Here is a 15,760-nt window from a genome sequence, read left to right on the forward strand (position 1 = left end):
CAAAGAGATTCGTAAAGAGAAATTTAATCAATGGAAGTCTTAGAAATAGCAAAACAAAAGAATCGACGAACCTCACAACTGTTACTGATTTTTTGCTATTACCATTATTGCCTATATTAACCTTAATGTTTCTGCTACAAAAGAAGTTTGACTAGAAGTACCAAAATACCTTTAAAATTAGCAGGATCAAATACCGGATTATGGAAAAGGGGTTGAATCAATGAAGAAAAAACAGACCAAAAGAGACATCCAAGCTCAGGAAACCTTTGATAAACTGTTAAACGTGTCTTTAGAGCTGGTTAAAAAGCATGGATATCATAAAGTAACCATTAGTCAAATCTGCGAAGCCTGTGGCTGTGCTAAAGGAACCTTCTATACCTATTTTGACAGTAAAAAAGATATTTTCTATCAACTAGCCATTCAATTGAATGAAAAAATGGCTACTATGTTTATATACGATGAACATCAATCGGCCAGGGCCCTATACTTAAAGTATATAGAAGCCTATATGAAACAGGTAAAGGAGGATGGATACAATTTTACTAAAAACTATTTGCTCATGCTAATTTCAGAATCCATGTCTGGTGATGAAACTGGCCTTGATATTCAAAAGGAGTATATCTATTATTTATTGGATCGAGGTAAAGGAACAGGGGAATTCAAAAAAGATATAGATAATGAAGAGTTTTATAGACTATGGAGAACCACCGTATTGGGAGTGCTTACCATGTGGGCTATAGAACAAAAGCATTATGAATTAACCAAAGAAGGCTATAATGCATTGGCTCATATCCTAGCTTATGTAAGCTAAAGTCACAAAAATCAAACTTACCCTATTCGCCGTGTTTGCAATCATTGACAGCGGCTTTTTTTATTTCTAAGCCTTTTTAGTTCAGTTCTCTCCAAAAGGTTGGCCAATCACTTTATCATTTCCTATAGTATCAATAGTTAACTGATTTTCAGAAGATCCTTTTGAATTTTTCCAGTGTCTAAATTTGTTGATGCTTGACAGGAGGAAAAAGAAAAGTTATTATTTTATTAACGACCAACGGTCAATGAACGATGGTCAATAAAATTAAATATTATTAAGGAGGAAGTAGAAATTGAAAAGAACTAAAAGGCATATCGCAATTCTTATGATTTTTTTATTTTGTTTATCCCTTTTAAGCGGATGTACTCAGCTATTAAGTGGAAAAGAAAAAGAGCCTGGGGCATCATCTGATGTTACTTTTACCGGAGTAGCAAAGGGATTTGGTGGCGATGTAGAAGTAACAATCACTTTCCAGGGAGATCAAATGATTGCCGTAACGGCTAAGGGCGAAAAGGAAACAGAAGGAATTGGCTCCAAGGCAATTGAAGAGCTTCCAGATGAAATTTTGAAATCCAATTCGGCAGAGGTGGAAACGATTACTGGTGCCACGGTTACCAGTGATGCCATTATTGAGGCAGCCAAGTCAGCTATTGCCCAATCTAAGGGAGAGGCCAGTAAAGCCTTACCGGAGTTAGTGATGACCCCCGGAACCTACATAGGAACAGCAATGGGCTATGCGGGTACTTTAGAGGTAAAGGTTGAAGTTTCAGAAAATGAAATACTTTCAATTGAGGTAACTGATAACATCCCTCAGGAAAATGAAATGATTGACAGAGAGTTCTGGGCTTCTAAATATTCTATTGCAATGCTCTCTGATACTCCTCAGATTTTAAAAACCGTCACAGATCGATTACCTGAGCGAATTGTTGCAGCCCAATCTCTGGCAGTAGACGGCATTACAGGGGCGACTGCTTCAAGTAATGGAGTAATTAATGCCGTAAAGGATGCCATTATTCAGGCAGGAGGTGATCCGGCAGCGTTGAATCGACCCATTGAAAAATCCACAGCAAAAGAGGTTTATGAGGCGGATGTCGTTGTGATAGGAGGTGGTACCTCTGGAGCAACGGCGGCAGCCGCTGCAAAGGATCAAGGTGCGACTGTGGTATTAATTGAAAAATCAGGCCGTGTGGGTGGAACGGGTTCCCTATCCAGTCAGCCGATGACCTTCAATTCTACGATTCAGAAGGAAAACGGAGTCCCCAGCGGAGAAGACGAAATCTTTCAAGAATGGCTGGCCCAAACCCATTGGTATGTAAATGGTACCATCCTTAGAAAATTCATGAAGGCTACCGGAACTACCGTGGATTGGCTGGCAGATAAGGGCTTTAACTGGACTTTAACACCTGGTGTCGAGAACCTGGTAGATTATGCTGATGATTCTCTCAACAGTATGGGGGTGGCAGAATCCTTTGAAAAGCTAGTTTCCAATGTGGATGAAGTTCTTTATGAAACAACAGCAAAGTCTTTGATTCAGGATGAGAATGGGGCTGTCGTCGGTGTACTGGCTGAAAAATACGATGGAACTCAGGTGACAGTTCGAGCGAAGTCTGTGGTCATTGCTACCGGCGGATTTCTCGGAAATATGGAATTGATGAAAAAGTATAATAATGGCAATACCTATCAAGTTTTCGGTCTGGCACAAAATGTCGGTGAAGGCTTTGAGATGGCCTTAGAGGCAGGTGCAATTGAATGGAATGCCGGTGGAGTATGTGGTCATTTAACTGATGTGGCTGGTCGTGTGGAGGGCTTTAACATTTACGACACTTCCATTCCCTATACCCTTTCCATTACCCCAACCTTGCTCAAGGTTAATCCCAGAGGCGAGCGTTTTATGGATGAAAGTGCCAAGGCAGATTCGATGACCATCAGCACGAACTTTGCCTTTGCCAATGGCGGCTATAACTATACTATTGTTTCTCAGAAGCAGCTGGAAGCCCTTAAAGCAGAAGGCCTGGCGGGAACAGGGATGGATACGATTCCAGCAGGTGCCCATTTCTTCCTGCAGCCCTTAGAACCAAACTACAAAATGGAAAATATAGAGGCAGTTTTTGAAGAAGCGGAAAAAATCGGGCTGGTTTATAAAGGGGAAACGCTGGAAGAGCTGGCTGAAAATGCAGGGATGGATCCAGTCACCCTTGTGAGAAATGTAGAAAGATACAACCAGCTGTGCGAAGAAGGAAAAGACAGCTACTTTAATAAGCCGGCGCAATATATGAACCATTTAGGAGAAACGGGACCTTATTACGCAGTGAAAGCAGTTCCTCTGGCATATAGCAGCCTTGGGGGCGTTAGAATTGATGAAAACATGCAGGTTTTAGATGCTGATGGCAGCGTAATTCCGGGATTATATGCAGTTGGGATGGATGCTATTGGTGTCATCATGGATGGCGTTGCCTATCCTAACCTTTATGGAATGGCATTAGGCTGGGGCTTTAATTCCGGTAAAATTGGTGGAACCGAAGCGGCCACCTCTGCTTTAAAGAACTAAACTTAAGAATCCTTGTAATCAAGTTAATTCAAAGTCCATGGAGTCGCAAGACAGCCATGGACTTTCTCATTAACTCATTTTTTTACAGCTTTAAAGTAAATTCACAGGACTTATTTAAAGGAAATAAAAATAAACAAGAGAATATAAATAGATAGAGGATGGTACAGGCAAGCAAATAAAAATAATATTAAATATCAATACCTGAATAAAGGAATTTTTAAGTTAAGAAGAATCAATCAAAATCAGTGGGTAGGTAGCGGAAAAAGGGTATTTTTAATCGAGGTGTTGAAATGAAGTGGACCGTAAATGCCATTACAATTAGCAGAATAATTCTCTCCTGTAGCTTGCTTTTCCTTAAACCATTAAGTCTCCTATTTACGATCGTTTATATCATTTGTGGAATGAGTGATATTTTAGACGGTTTTATTGCCAGAAGAACAAAAAATAACAGTACATTCGGGGCCAAGCTTGATTCCTTGGCGGATATAATTATGGCAGCTGTATTATTGCTTGTTTTCTTTCCTATCATTAATCCATCAAAACAACTTGTAATTTGGATTGTTTTAATTGCTTTCATAAGACTAGCATCAATTTCAATAGCACTGAAGAAATATAAGACCTTTGCAAGCCTTCACACCTATGGGAATAAAATTACTGGCCTGACTATTTTTATATTTCCATTACTTTTTCCATATTTACCTGTAAAACAACTATTATTTACGGTTTGTATCATGGCCAGTATATCGGCAGTTGAAGAGTTGATCATACAGCTAACCTCAAAGCAATTAGTGATTGATACGCCAGGATTATTTATTAAAGCGAAAAAATAAACTAAGTGCTTCTTGGTTCCTGTAGGGTATCCAGAGCAGCTTCCAAAACAAAAGAACTTAAGTATAAATAAAGTGTTTTAAAGGAAAGGTATGTCTTTTTTAAAAATATTATGTGGAGGGCTTGCTTATGAATTATAGAAGAATTCGTCCTAAACCGGGTAATAGTAACAAAGGTCTGGAACCAATTTTATATCAAATTGCAGAATATTATAATCAATTACCTGGAACTTTGAGTGCAGACAATGAAGCTTCAGCAAAAGATATAGAGGAAACAGTACAAAAAATTAGAAATACAAAAAATGAAGATCTATTTATTACCATTGCCGAAGACCACCAGGGTCAGATTCAAGGCTTTATTTGGGCATATAAACAAGAAAAACCCCAAAATAGTGTTATGATTTTATCATTATATATATCAGATAGCTTTCGAGGTAAAGGTCTAGCATCTCATTTGAATAATCTATTAGAAGAATGGTGCCGGCAGGAAGGCATTACTACCATTCAAACCACGGCATATTATGATAATCATAAAATGATAGCCTTAAACCAAAAACTTGGCTATATTCCCAACATGGTAAGTATGACTAAAAGACTTTAAAACATATCGAAAAATAGATTCAATTAAATCTTTTGGAGGGATAATAGGTGAATGGTTTAAAATTAATTGAACCGACTATACATATGGAAATTGCATATAGAGGTTATATTTCAGAGTGGGAAAATGCCAGTGAAAAAATTGTTCCTTATGGTTCAAAGAGCCAGGGAAAACCCTTTGCCGATACGGTAGACTATTGGAGGGAAATGACAACCCCTAAGGCCTATGAAACAGGCTTTGTACCTGCCACCTTATTTTTTCTAGTAGATAATCAAGAAAGAATTTATGGTGCCATACAAATTAGACATGAACTAAATGAAAATCTATTAAAGATAGGTGGGCATATTGGCTATGGAATCAGACCTTCTGAAAGAAAGAAGGGTTATGCCGGCAAAATGCTGAAGATGGCATTGCCCTATGCTAAAGCACTGGGAATAGAAAAATTGCTTATTACATGCGATAAAGATAACCTTGCTTCAGCAAAAACAATTATTAATAATGGTGGTATTTTAGAAAATGAGGTTTTGGATGATGGCATAGTAAAACAAAGATATTGGATTACCTTGTAATAGAGTACAACGTAATAGAGTACAACCTTTAAATATTATATGCTTTTATTTCTAAAATGCCTTATCAAATACAATTTGCTTAATTACCCTTTTTACATGAATATGGTATAATAATAGATATTTTCCGATCGAAAGATATCTTTAAAAAAATATTTAAAAGGGCTGTTCAGAGGGATTATTGGAGCTTATAGAGGCTTTCAAAAGGAAGACTTTGTTCAAATATATAAATCAAAAATAATATAGAAAGGTCGGAAGGCAATGGAAAGAACAGCTCATGAAATTCAAAAAGAACGGATTAAGGATATTGAGGAAAAGGCAGCGGCGCTATTAGAAAAGTGTGATGTTGTCACCTTGGCTTCAGTCAATGAGAAGGGCTATCCTCGGGTTTGCGCTATACAAAAAATTATGAGCAAGGGCTTTTCAGAAATTTACTTTATGACATCAAAACGCTCCCATATTAATGGCAAGGCAACCCATTTTGAAAATAATAGCAAGGCCAGCGTATGCTTTCATCTTGGTAATGATAGTGTTACCCTGATTGGAGAAGTGGAGATTGTTACGGACACGAACCAAAAAAGAGACTTTGAAGGATATTGTGATAGAAGGTTCTTTAAAAATGGAATAGAGGACCCTAAATGCTATGTACTTAGGTTTCAAACAAAGGAAGCTACATTTTGGATAGAGGGGAAATTTAGAACATGCAAATATAATATCAATAAAAAGTGATCATTTGCCTGTGTCTAATCCAGGCATTTTTAATAGTAATGATAGAAATAAAACAAGAAGCAGTTTTCTCCATTACTAAGGAATTAGACTGCCAGGTTACAATTTTATTATAGGGGTAGAAAGAGGCGATCAACAATGGCGCAAACTAAAACAAACGCAATGAGAATTTTAGATAGCTTGGGCATAAAATACGAAACCCACCATTATGAGTATAATGACGGTACAATAGATGGTGTTTCTGTTGCAAAAAAAATCAATAAACCAGTGGAGCAGGTCTATAAAACCCTGGTAACTCAAGGCACCAGTAAGGAATATTATGTTTTTGTTATTCCTGTTTCGCAGGAATTAAATTTGAAGGCTGCCGCCAAATCAGTGGGAGAAAAGTCAGTTGAAATGATTAAGGTAAGCGATATTTTAAAGATAACGGGCTACATTCGAGGCGGCTGTTCTCCTGTAGGCATGAAAAAGCGCTATCAAACAATTATTGATAGCTCCTGTAAAGAGCAAGATACAATTATAGTAAGTGCCGGTAAAATTGGACAGCAAATTGAGCTTGAGCCGCAAAATTTAATCAGCGCCGTCAACGGCCGAATCGAGAAAATCAGCTTTTAAAGCAATAGAAAATAAAAAAGCCTGGGATGGTCGAATAAAGTCGAACAAAAATAAAATTTTGTAAATAGGATTTTTAGAAAAATTGGCGAATCATTACAGAGCAGTAAAATACCTAACTAAAAATAGCAAAGGAGTTTTGACATGAAGAGAATAATTTCATTGTGCCTGGTATTGATGATGACAATCAGCCTAATATTAACCGGCTGTGGAAAGGAATCAGACAACCGGGAGGTTAAGCAAGGGCCGGGAGAAGAGGAAAAGATATCTGAAAACGTTGCTGTTGATGATGATTTACAAATGGTGGATATTACCGTGCCGACTGATCTTATTGGTGATTTAAATGATTTTGACGAAGCAGCCTATATAAACGAACATGAAGGAGTCGAAGGGGCCAAAATCAATGAAGATGGTACCCTGACCCTGACCATGACCAAGGCAAAGCATATGGAATTAGTGGAAGAGATGAAGCAGCAATTACTGGATACCCTTTCAGATTTAAAAAATTCAGAGACAACAAACTACATTAAAGATATAGAATATACCGAAGACTTTAAAGAGATCAAGATCATCGTAGAAAAGGCAGCCTATGAAGGGACCTTTGATTTAACGCCCTTTATTGTAGGAATATCTGTAGGCATGTTTCAGGTATATACCGGAGAAGAATACAATACCACTATTACTGTTCAAGATGAAGCTACAGAAGAGGTACTTTATTCAGCAAAATATCCTGAAGTCTTGGAAGAATAGAAGCCAGCCGGCTTAACAAAAGTAAATGCAGGAGGAAGATTATTGACGATTATTAAGAAGGTGACATCGGGTAAAAAAGGCTACATGGAACTACTTCTGCTGGCTGATCCCGACGAAAGGATGATTGACAGATATCTTCAGCAGGGTGATCTCTATGTAATGTTTGCGGGTGAACAGCCTGTTTGCGTAGCAGTGGTCTTAAGCCTTTCTTCAGATCTGTGTGAGCTGAAAAATATCGCCACTGCTGAAGCATTTCAGTATCGAGGCTATGCAACAGGAATGCTAAATTACCTTTTTGATATTTATAAAAAAGCGTATTCATTCATGCAGGTAGGTACCTCAGAAGCCATGATAGGCTTTTATTCCAAACAAGGCTTCCTTTATTCCCATCGAATCAAAAATTTTTTTGTTGACCATTATCCAGAGCCTATTTTTGAAAATGGTATACAATGTGTCGATATGACCTATCTAAAAAAGAAATTGTAATAAAACTATGAAGAGCCTTTTTTAAAGGGGCGTTCCAAAGATTGGTGATTAACCCTTGGAACGTCAGTAAAAAGGGCTATTATTATATCAAATGAAAACCAAAGGAATTGTGTGCTTGACATACAATTCCTTTGGTTGTATACTAGGCATACAAATATAATTATATGATAAGGAGGAATCGAAATGTATGACCCCAAAGAAAATCCCGGTATATACAATGAATTGCTTCATCAAAAACGGGTAGCAGAGCTGCTATTATCAGCCCTAAGGCTGAATATATTTTCCTATTTGACCGAATGGGCTACCCCTCAGCAGGTGGCAGAAAAAAGCGGCTATCATGAAAGAAGTCTAGGCTTGTATCTAAATGCCCTGGCCAGCACAGGATTTTTGGAAAAACAAGGGAACGCCTTTCAAAATACAGCTGCCAGTAATGAATTTCTCATCAAAGATAGTCCGGTATATTTAGGGGAATATCTTATATATCGAGAAAAGATGATGTCCCTGGAAGCATTGGATGAGCTGGTTAAACAAGGGCCCAGAAAAGAAATTGTCAAAAGCAATAAAGGGGTTGAGGTTTATGATTTTTACGAAGGAGCCAGGGTCACGGTACCAGAAATGTATACTGGCCGAGTACAGGCCCTGCTGCTTGCCGTAGAGGAGATTTTTTTAGAAAAGCCAAAAAAAATACTAGATTTAGGTGGTGGGCCAGGAATTATGGCAATGGAATTGGTCTTGGCCTATCCAGGAAGCTTCGGTGTGATTTTTGAGCATCCCAGCGTAGCTCGGCTCCCCCGTAGGCTGATGATAGAGAAAGGGCTTACAGATCGAATTGAAATTAAAGAAGGTGATTTCATTACCGATGAGGTTGGCCAGGGTTATGATCTTATCATAGCCTCTGGAATATTTGATTTTGCTAAGGGTCATTTAGAGCAGCTGATGAAAAAGCTATACCAGGGCTTAAACCCTGGCGGATACTTGTATGTAGTTTCCCATCGGGTCAGTGAGGATTATCAAAGTCCGCCCCAAGCCATATTGGGCTGGCTATCAAGTCATTTAGAAGGCCTTGATTTACTCCTTACCAACAAGACCATTGAAGAAGCCCTGGAGGTGGCTGGCTTCAAAGAGAGAAGGGAGAAGGAGCTGACTGGTATCTTTAAAGGGCTTCAAGGGTGTTTCTATTATAAACCTGTTGGAGGTGAAAAGCATGAAGAGGGAAGCCAATGAAGTAATCAACAGCTTCATTCAATTGACAGAAAAAATTGCCAATGGTAAAACCAATGTACTGGAGTTAGGCGAGGAAATGATCTTCTACCGGGGGGAAATTCACATGCTAAAGCTGGTGGGAGATCAACCAGGAATTTATATATCTGAAATGGCTCGCAGCTTTAATATTACTAGAGCGGTTGTGGCAAAGACCGTTGGGAAACTGGCGAAAAGGGGAATGCTAACTAAAGAAGAGGATCCCCACGATAAAAAACGTTTAAAACTATTTCTGACTGAAAAGGGGCAGGAGGCCTATCGATTGCATCATGAATATCATCAAAGCCAAGATCAGGCCATGTTTGATTTTTTAGATGATCTTTCAAATAAGGAACTTTCGGTCCTGAAGGAATTCCTTGGCCACGCCCATCAGCTTATACAAAACCATTTTTAATATAAATTATGACGAAGTGTTGATTCCATGGATAAAAGGAAAGTAGGCTTATGGTCTATATGGTATATGAACTTTGAAGAATAATATGAAAAAACCCTTTATAAATATTTTACTAAAGATTAAAGAGGAGGCTCTTCTAAAAATGGGAAAATATCTTTATGTCATGCTAATGACCAATCACAATAAATTAAAAGCTGAAATTGTGGAAAAACATGTAGATCATTTGAAGACCCTTGAATTAACCGGAAGATTGATGCTATGCGGGCCCTTTTCCGACTTTCCGGGAGGTATAGTTATCTTTAGGGCTGATTCCCTGGAGGAAGCCCACAGCATTGCCCAAAGCGATCCATTTATTAAAGAAGGCTATAAAACCTATGAACTGAGAACCATGGAATGGGCCAATAAGGAAAACGGCTATCTTCTTTAACCCTTATTCCCGTAGCACCGGCTTTATTCAGGGGAAAGTACATTATGATGATGTAGGATAACTGCTTTCAGCCTTGATTATTCATAATTCCCAGAAGGTCAGTAAGGCTTGACGAATTCAGAAAACAATAATAAAATGAATTAAATATCACAAACGTTTTCATTTCAGTCAATAAGCTACTGATAAGTAAGGAGGAGCGTTATGGGTGAAAAGGATGAGATGAGGCTTCAAGCCTGGCAACGGTTTGTGGAAAGAGGAGAAATTGACTCCACTGTTTCCTATCCTATCGCTGAATCCTGGAAAAGATGCCGGGAACTGGGGGTAAATTATGCTGATGGGACAGGCAAGCAATGTGACTCCCGCTTGCTGACCCAGCTAATGGAAAAAAACAAGGTATTACTTGAAATTGCCAGACCCATTATGAAAAACCTATTAAGTATTGTGATCGAATCACACTTTTCCCTGGTATTAACAGATTCTAATGGTCATATATTGGAGGCCTACGGAGATAATATCGTTCGGGACCGGGCTGACAATATTAGGTTTATTCCTGGAAGCCTCTGGACAGAAGAGGCGGTGGGTACAAACGCCATTGGTACAGCCCTGGCAATTGACCAGCCCATACAAGTGGTCGGGGCAGAGCATTATTGTACCTCCCATCATCTATGGACCTGCTCCGCTGCACCAATTCATGATGTAGATGGAGCCATCATCGGCTGTTTAAACATGTCAGGCCACTATCAAGAGGCCTATTCCCATACCCTGGGCATTGTGGTAGCAGCGGCCTTTAGTATTGAAAAGCAGCTTGCTCTGCTGCACTCCTATGAGCTGGTGGAGGCCACCTTTGAAAGCACCTCCGACGGAATTATCATTTTTGATCGGCAGCTTCATATGAAGAAATTAAATGATGGAGCTTTAAAAATTTTAGGTATTAAAAAACAACATATTCAGAATATAAACTTTTATAGTTTGTTTAGGGAGTTAAATCAGGAAAGCCTGGAGGAGCTGTTGAATAAAGGAGAAGCCACCTATTTTACAGATTTGAACCTGTATTATGATGGCCGACGGATTTCATGCAGTGCCAATTTGGTGCCCATTATGATGGATAACGAAATTACAGGCTTTTCTCTAGGCTTCAAGGAAAGTAAATATCTTCACCGGGCTGCTAATAAACTAACCGGAAATGTAGCCACCTATACCTTTAAAAGCATTATAACAGCCGATGGAGCCATGAAGGAACTGATCTATTTAGGTAAGCGAATGGCTCGGCATAAAGGCTGCATATTGATTGAAGGAGAGAGTGGAACAGGAAAGGAGCTTTTTGCCCATGCCCTGCATAATGAAAGCCCCAGAGCCAAGGGACCCTTTGTGGCAGTTAACTGTGCCTCCCTTCCAAGGGATTTGATTGAAAGTGAGCTCTTTGGCTATGAAAAGGGGGCCTTTACAGGGGCCCTGAAGGAGGGGAACCCTGGTAAATTTGAGCTGGCCGACGGTGGAACCCTCTTTCTGGATGAAATAGGCGAGCTGCCCCTTGAGCTTCAGGCAAAGCTTCTCAGGGTAGTAGAAAACCTGAAGGTGAGGCGAATCGGAGGAAGCTATGAAAAGATGCTGGATATCCGCATTATTGCCGCCACCAATCGAGACCTTCTGGAAGAGGTGAAAAATAAGAACTTTCGGGAGGATTTATACTTCAGATTAAATGTTTTTAAGCTGAATATTCCGCCCCTCAGAAAGCGGACAAAGGATATAGAATATTGTGCCCAGGCCTTCTTAGACCGTTTAAACCGGGAGCATCTCCAGGATCAAAAACGCTTTAGCCAGGGTTTTATTAACCGACTCTACAGCCATTCCTGGCCGGGAAACCTGCGGGAGCTGCAAAATTGTATCGAAAGAGCCTATTATCTGTGTGAAGAAAAGGAAATTCCAGCAGAATGCTTCCTCAGCTTATATGGAACACCCCTTAGCCATCGGGTTCAGGAAAAAATGGAGCTGATCTCTGTAGAGGGCATTATGAAGCACAACATTGAAGCCGCCATCAGGGAGTGCCGAGGTGATATGCTGTCAGCCGCCCGTCAGCTTAACATGAGCAGGGCCTCCCTCTATCGAAAGGTTAAAAAATATAATATTTCTTTAAGCAGTCTTAAAAATCAGCTAAGCTAAGATACCTTTCTCAAGGTTGAGACGATTCTCAAGGTTGAGAAGGAAATTCTCAATAGTGAGAAAAAAATCCTGTCAAAATGGAGCCGGCCTCCAGCAATGACAGGATTTTTTTAATTTAGTAGACGCATTAATGAAAAGCTTTTCAACATCATTATTAAGTAAAATTGATTCCTTCAGGACAGCAATTATTTTTGGCATAGACCTTGCTTTAATAATAGCTGAAGGAAAAAGGAGGTGAATGAGTGAAGCGATTCATCATTGAATTTGGCATGGGAGCTGATTTTCATGGGCAGGATGTAACCCGGGCTGCAGAAAAGGCAGTCTATGACGCTATATCCAGAAGCTGCCTCAGCGGCCTGAAGGAGGTGCTCCAGCTGAAGGACCTGAAAAAAGAGGTTGATATCAAGGTTACGCTGGCCGTAACAAGGCCAGAAGAAGTTCAGGAGGAGAAAATTAAAGCCTGTTTTCCCATTGGTCAGGTCAAGGTTGAGGCAGTAAAAGGTGGCTTAAGGGTATCGGGTCTGATGCTTTCAGATTTTGGAGACAGAAATGACAGCATTGAGGTGGCTTTGGCCTCTGTTGAAGTAGGTATTAATAATTATGGGAGGGATTTACGTGAGTCTTGAAAAGAGCAAGATCATTGAGATGTATCAAAGCATGAAGCGGATCAGAGAATTTGAAACCAAGGCACAAAACCTTTTTGCAGAAGGCAGTATTCCGGGCTTTGTGCATCTGTATATAGGAGAGGAGGCAGTTGCCACAGGGGTTTGTGCCAACCTGAAGGAGAACGATTATATTACCAGTACCCATCGGGGCCATGGGCACATTATCGCTAAGGGTGGCGATTTAAAATATATGATGGCAGAGCTTTACGGAAAGGCAACGGGCTACTGCAAAGGCAAGGGCGGGTCCATGCATATAGCCGACGCCACCAGGGGAATTTTAGGGGCCAACGGTATTGTCGGAGCAGGCCATAATATCGCCACCGGAGCAGGGCTGACGGCAAAATACAAAGGTACCCAACAGGTATGCGTCTGCTTCTTTGGCGATGCCTCCACCAATCAGGGAACCTTTCATGAATCCTTAAACCTGGCCAGCATATGGAAGCTGCCCATTGTCTTTGTCTGCGAAAACAATCTGTATGGTATTTCTATGAGCCAAAGCCGGCACCAGGCCATTAAGGACGTGGCAGATCGGGGAGCAGCCTATAACATCCCTGGAATCACAGTTGATGGAAACGATATCTTTGCGGTATATGAAGCGGCTCAGGAGGCGGTAAAACGGGCTCGAAGCGGTCAGGGACCCACTCTGCTGGAATGTAAAACCTATCGACACCGAGGCCATTTTGAAGGAGATGCCGCTGCCTACAAGCCAACGGAGGAGCAAAAAGAATGGATGGAGAAGGACCCCATTCCAAGGATGGAAAGCTATATGCTGGAAAAGAAAATTGTCACAAAGGAAGAGCTGGCAGCCCTTCAAGAGGGCGTTGCCAGTGAAATTAAGGAAGCCATTGATTTTGCCAACAATAGCCCCTATCCTGAGCTGGAATCAGCAGTAGAGGATATATATTCAGATATTGTAGAGGAGGTAAGGGTAAGATGAAAACCATGACCTACGCAGAGGCCATTCGAGAAGGAATGAGAATCAAAATGGAGCAGGACCCCAATGTAGTGATCCTGGGAGAAGACGTAGGAGCCTTTGGGGGATGCTTTGGTGTGACAGCAGGTCTATATGAAGCCTTTGGAGAAGAACGAGTACGGGATACCCCCATTTCAGAAGGGGTTATTATCGGCTGTGCAGTAGGGGCCGCCGCCACGGGTCTAAGGCCCATCCCAGAGCTGATGTTCATAGATTTTCTTACGGTGGGAATGGATCAATTGGTGAACCAGGCTGCCAAGATGCGCTATATGTTTGGCGGGAAAATTAATGTTCCCATGGTGGTCAGGCTTCCCGGCGGGGCAGGAGTCCAGGCAGCAGCCCAGCATTCCCAATCTCTGGAGGGCTGGCTCACCAATATACCAGGCCTAAAGGTGGTTTATCCTTCTACCCCTCAGGATGCCCTGGGATTAATGCTTAGCGCTATAGAGGATGATAATCCGGTGATGTATGTAGAGCATAAGGCGCTGTATGCCATGGCAGGCGAAGTGGCTGATACAATAAAGCCGATTCCTTTGGGGGTGGCCGACATCAAAAGGGAAGGTAAGGATCTGACCATAGTGGCCACTGGAAAAATGGTTCACGAAGCCCTGGCAGCGGCTGAAGCCTCAGAAGCTGAAGGAATCAGTATTGAAGTCATTGACCCCAGAACCCTGTTTCCCTTAGATAGAAAGACTATTTTTGAATCTATTAAAAAAACCCATCGGGTAGTCATTGCCACCGAGGAGCATAAAAAGGGAGGCTTCGGCGGTACGCTATCGGCCATTATATCAGAGGAGATTTTTGATGAGCTAGACGCTCCCGTGGTCAGGGTAGGGGCCCTCAATTCACCAATACCCTTTTCACCGGTCCTTGAGGATTATGTCATTCCCAATCAAGCTGATATCTTGAAGGCAGTGAAGGAACTGCTATAAATAAACAGGCCCCAATGGGGCTGACCAAAGGAGGAGAAGCTTTGATCGGCATTATTGCCAATCCTGCCTCGGGTAAGGATATAAGAAGACTGGTTACCTATGCCACTGTTGTGGATAATCAAGAGAAGGTTAATATTGTAAAGCGAATTATTTTGGCTGCCCAGGCCTGTGGGGTTAAGGAAATTCTGATCATGCCGGATACCTATCAAATTGGTCTGCGGGCCATAGAGGACTTGAAGCTGGCGGGCCAAATTCATATCGAAGCTAAAATCCTTCCAATGAATGTCAAGGGTAATCAAAGCGACAGCAGCCATGCCGCAGCACTAATGGAGGAGCTGGGAGTCAAATGTCTGGTGATTTTGGGAGGCGACGGCACCAGCCGAGCCGTTGCAAAGACCGTTAAAGGGGTACCTATTTTACCCCTTTCTACAGGAACCAACAACGTTTACCCCGAAATGCTGGAGGGTACTGTGGCGGGTATGGCAGCGGCGGCTGTTGCCCGGGGCTATGCTCCAACCAAAAAAACTCCCGATAAGCGGATAGAGGTATATAAATCAGGAGAATTAGTAGATATTGCCCTGGTCGATGCCGTTATTTCATCCAATCTATATCAAGGAGCCAGGGCCATCTGGCACACTGAAGAAATTTTAAAGGTTATCGCTACCCGCTGTCATCCTGCCAGTATTGGATTTTCTGCCCTATTAGGCTGCCGACAGGTGGTGAGGGAAAGCGATGATTTTGGAATATCTGTCGACCTGGGGAAAACAGGTCAGTCATTCATTGCCCCTATTGGAGCAGGATTGATGGAAAAAATTCAAATGCAGGAGCCCCAAATCTGGCAGTTGAACCGAGAATATAACTGTGTAGCCCCCAATCCCGGTATGATTGCTCTGGATGGTGAGCGGGAGGTTGAAATAGCGGCAGGGGAACGCATTACCTTCAAGATCACCAGAAGGGGGCCCTTGCGGGTAAAGGTGAAGGAAGCCCTTGAGGCAGCCCAGGAACAGGGTTTTTTCCATGGATAG

General features: G+C 41.4%; 17 protein-coding genes. All 17 read left to right on the forward strand.

What is annotated here, in order from left to right:
- The first annotated feature begins 220 nt into the window (after positions 1-220).
- A complete protein-coding gene (locus ACYQ1I_RS14325; protein ID WP_459766485.1) occupies positions 221-811 on the forward strand; it encodes a TetR/AcrR family transcriptional regulator in 591 nt (196 codons plus the stop codon).
- Positions 812-1,103: 292 nt separating this feature from the next.
- A complete protein-coding gene (locus ACYQ1I_RS14330; RefSeq protein ID WP_459766487.1) occupies positions 1,104-3,359 on the forward strand; it encodes an FAD-binding protein in 2,256 nt (751 codons plus the stop codon).
- Between the two features lie 290 nt (positions 3,360-3,649).
- Entirely contained in the window at positions 3,650-4,189 is a 540-nt protein-coding gene (locus ACYQ1I_RS14335; protein WP_459766489.1) for a CDP-alcohol phosphatidyltransferase family protein, read from the forward strand.
- A gap of 127 nt (positions 4,190-4,316) precedes the next feature.
- Complete coding sequence (locus ACYQ1I_RS14340) at positions 4,317-4,787, forward strand: GNAT family N-acetyltransferase (RefSeq protein WP_459766491.1); 471 nt, start codon at positions 4,317-4,319, stop codon at positions 4,785-4,787.
- 47 nt (positions 4,788-4,834) lie between these two features.
- A complete protein-coding gene (locus ACYQ1I_RS14345; protein ID WP_459766493.1) occupies positions 4,835-5,353 on the forward strand; it encodes a GNAT family N-acetyltransferase in 519 nt (172 codons plus the stop codon).
- Between the two features lie 258 nt (positions 5,354-5,611).
- A complete protein-coding gene (locus ACYQ1I_RS14350) occupies positions 5,612-6,079 on the forward strand; it encodes a pyridoxamine 5'-phosphate oxidase family protein (protein ID WP_459766495.1) in 468 nt (155 codons plus the stop codon).
- Positions 6,080-6,214: 135 nt separating this feature from the next.
- The gene (ybaK, locus tag ACYQ1I_RS14355; RefSeq protein ID WP_459766497.1) at positions 6,215-6,691 is read left to right on the forward strand and encodes a Cys-tRNA(Pro) deacylase; all 477 of its coding nucleotides are present in this window, start codon (positions 6,215-6,217) and stop codon (positions 6,689-6,691) included.
- 141 nt (positions 6,692-6,832) lie between these two features.
- The gene (locus tag ACYQ1I_RS14360; protein ID WP_459766499.1) at positions 6,833-7,438 is read left to right on the forward strand and encodes a hypothetical protein; all 606 of its coding nucleotides are present in this window, start codon (positions 6,833-6,835) and stop codon (positions 7,436-7,438) included.
- A 42-nt stretch (positions 7,439-7,480) separates the two neighbouring features.
- Positions 7,481-7,924 (forward strand): GNAT family N-acetyltransferase, encoded by a 444-nt coding sequence (locus tag ACYQ1I_RS14365; protein WP_459766501.1) that lies wholly within the window; start codon positions 7,481-7,483, stop codon positions 7,922-7,924.
- A 183-nt stretch (positions 7,925-8,107) separates the two neighbouring features.
- Entirely contained in the window at positions 8,108-9,148 is a 1,041-nt protein-coding gene (locus tag ACYQ1I_RS14370; RefSeq protein ID WP_459766503.1) for a methyltransferase, read from the forward strand.
- A complete protein-coding gene (locus tag ACYQ1I_RS14375) occupies positions 9,129-9,578 on the forward strand; it encodes a MarR family winged helix-turn-helix transcriptional regulator (RefSeq protein ID WP_459766505.1) in 450 nt (149 codons plus the stop codon). The genes ACYQ1I_RS14370 and ACYQ1I_RS14375 overlap by 20 nt, the downstream gene beginning before the upstream one ends.
- Positions 9,579-9,720: 142 nt before the next feature.
- Complete coding sequence (locus ACYQ1I_RS14380; protein WP_459766507.1) at positions 9,721-10,005, forward strand: YciI family protein; 285 nt, start codon at positions 9,721-9,723, stop codon at positions 10,003-10,005.
- A gap of 201 nt (positions 10,006-10,206) precedes the next feature.
- The gene (locus tag ACYQ1I_RS14385) at positions 10,207-12,165 is read left to right on the forward strand and encodes a sigma-54-dependent Fis family transcriptional regulator (RefSeq protein WP_459766508.1); all 1,959 of its coding nucleotides are present in this window, start codon (positions 10,207-10,209) and stop codon (positions 12,163-12,165) included.
- A gap of 242 nt (positions 12,166-12,407) precedes the next feature.
- The gene (locus tag ACYQ1I_RS14390; RefSeq protein ID WP_459766510.1) at positions 12,408-12,791 is read left to right on the forward strand and encodes a Lin0512 family protein; all 384 of its coding nucleotides are present in this window, start codon (positions 12,408-12,410) and stop codon (positions 12,789-12,791) included.
- Positions 12,781-13,767, forward strand: coding sequence for a pyruvate dehydrogenase (acetyl-transferring) E1 component subunit alpha (pdhA, locus tag ACYQ1I_RS14395; protein WP_459766512.1), 987 nt, complete (start codon positions 12,781-12,783; stop codon positions 13,765-13,767). Before ACYQ1I_RS14390 ends, pdhA begins: the two co-directional genes overlap by 11 nt.
- Positions 13,764-14,735 carry an alpha-ketoacid dehydrogenase subunit beta gene (locus ACYQ1I_RS14400; protein ID WP_459766514.1) on the forward strand — a complete coding sequence of 324 codons (972 nt, stop codon included), beginning with the start codon at positions 13,764-13,766 and terminating at the stop codon, positions 14,733-14,735. Before pdhA ends, ACYQ1I_RS14400 begins: the two co-directional genes overlap by 4 nt.
- Positions 14,736-14,776: 41 nt before the next feature.
- Positions 14,777-15,760 (forward strand): NAD(+)/NADH kinase, encoded by a 984-nt coding sequence (locus ACYQ1I_RS14405; protein ID WP_459766516.1) that lies wholly within the window; start codon positions 14,777-14,779, stop codon positions 15,758-15,760.

The sequence above is a fragment of the Alkaliphilus crotonatoxidans genome, from assembly GCF_054658015.1.

Bases quoted from the DNA above. Each gene is read 5' to 3' on its own strand.
- ACYQ1I_RS14325 (WP_459766485.1), top strand. From the start codon at position 221: ATGAAGAAAAAACAGACCAAAAGAGACATCCAAGCTCAGGAAACCTTT.
- ACYQ1I_RS14335 (WP_459766489.1), top strand. From the start codon at position 3,650: ATGAAGTGGACCGTAAATGCCATTACAATTAGCAGAATAATTCTCTCC.
- ACYQ1I_RS14340 (WP_459766491.1), top strand. From the start codon at position 4,317: ATGAATTATAGAAGAATTCGTCCTAAACCGGGTAATAGTAACAAAGGT.
- ACYQ1I_RS14350 (WP_459766495.1), top strand. From the start codon at position 5,612: ATGGAAAGAACAGCTCATGAAATTCAAAAAGAACGGATTAAGGATATT.
- ybaK (WP_459766497.1), top strand. From the start codon at position 6,215: ATGGCGCAAACTAAAACAAACGCAATGAGAATTTTAGATAGCTTGGGC.
- ACYQ1I_RS14360 (WP_459766499.1), top strand. From the start codon at position 6,833: ATGAAGAGAATAATTTCATTGTGCCTGGTATTGATGATGACAATCAGC.
- ACYQ1I_RS14370 (WP_459766503.1), top strand. From the start codon at position 8,108: ATGTATGACCCCAAAGAAAATCCCGGTATATACAATGAATTGCTTCAT.
- ACYQ1I_RS14375 (WP_459766505.1), top strand. From the start codon at position 9,129: ATGAAGAGGGAAGCCAATGAAGTAATCAACAGCTTCATTCAATTGACA.
- ACYQ1I_RS14380 (WP_459766507.1), top strand. From the start codon at position 9,721: ATGGGAAAATATCTTTATGTCATGCTAATGACCAATCACAATAAATTA.
- ACYQ1I_RS14385 (WP_459766508.1), top strand. From the start codon at position 10,207: ATGGGTGAAAAGGATGAGATGAGGCTTCAAGCCTGGCAACGGTTTGTG.
- ACYQ1I_RS14400 (WP_459766514.1), top strand. From the start codon at position 13,764: ATGAAAACCATGACCTACGCAGAGGCCATTCGAGAAGGAATGAGAATC.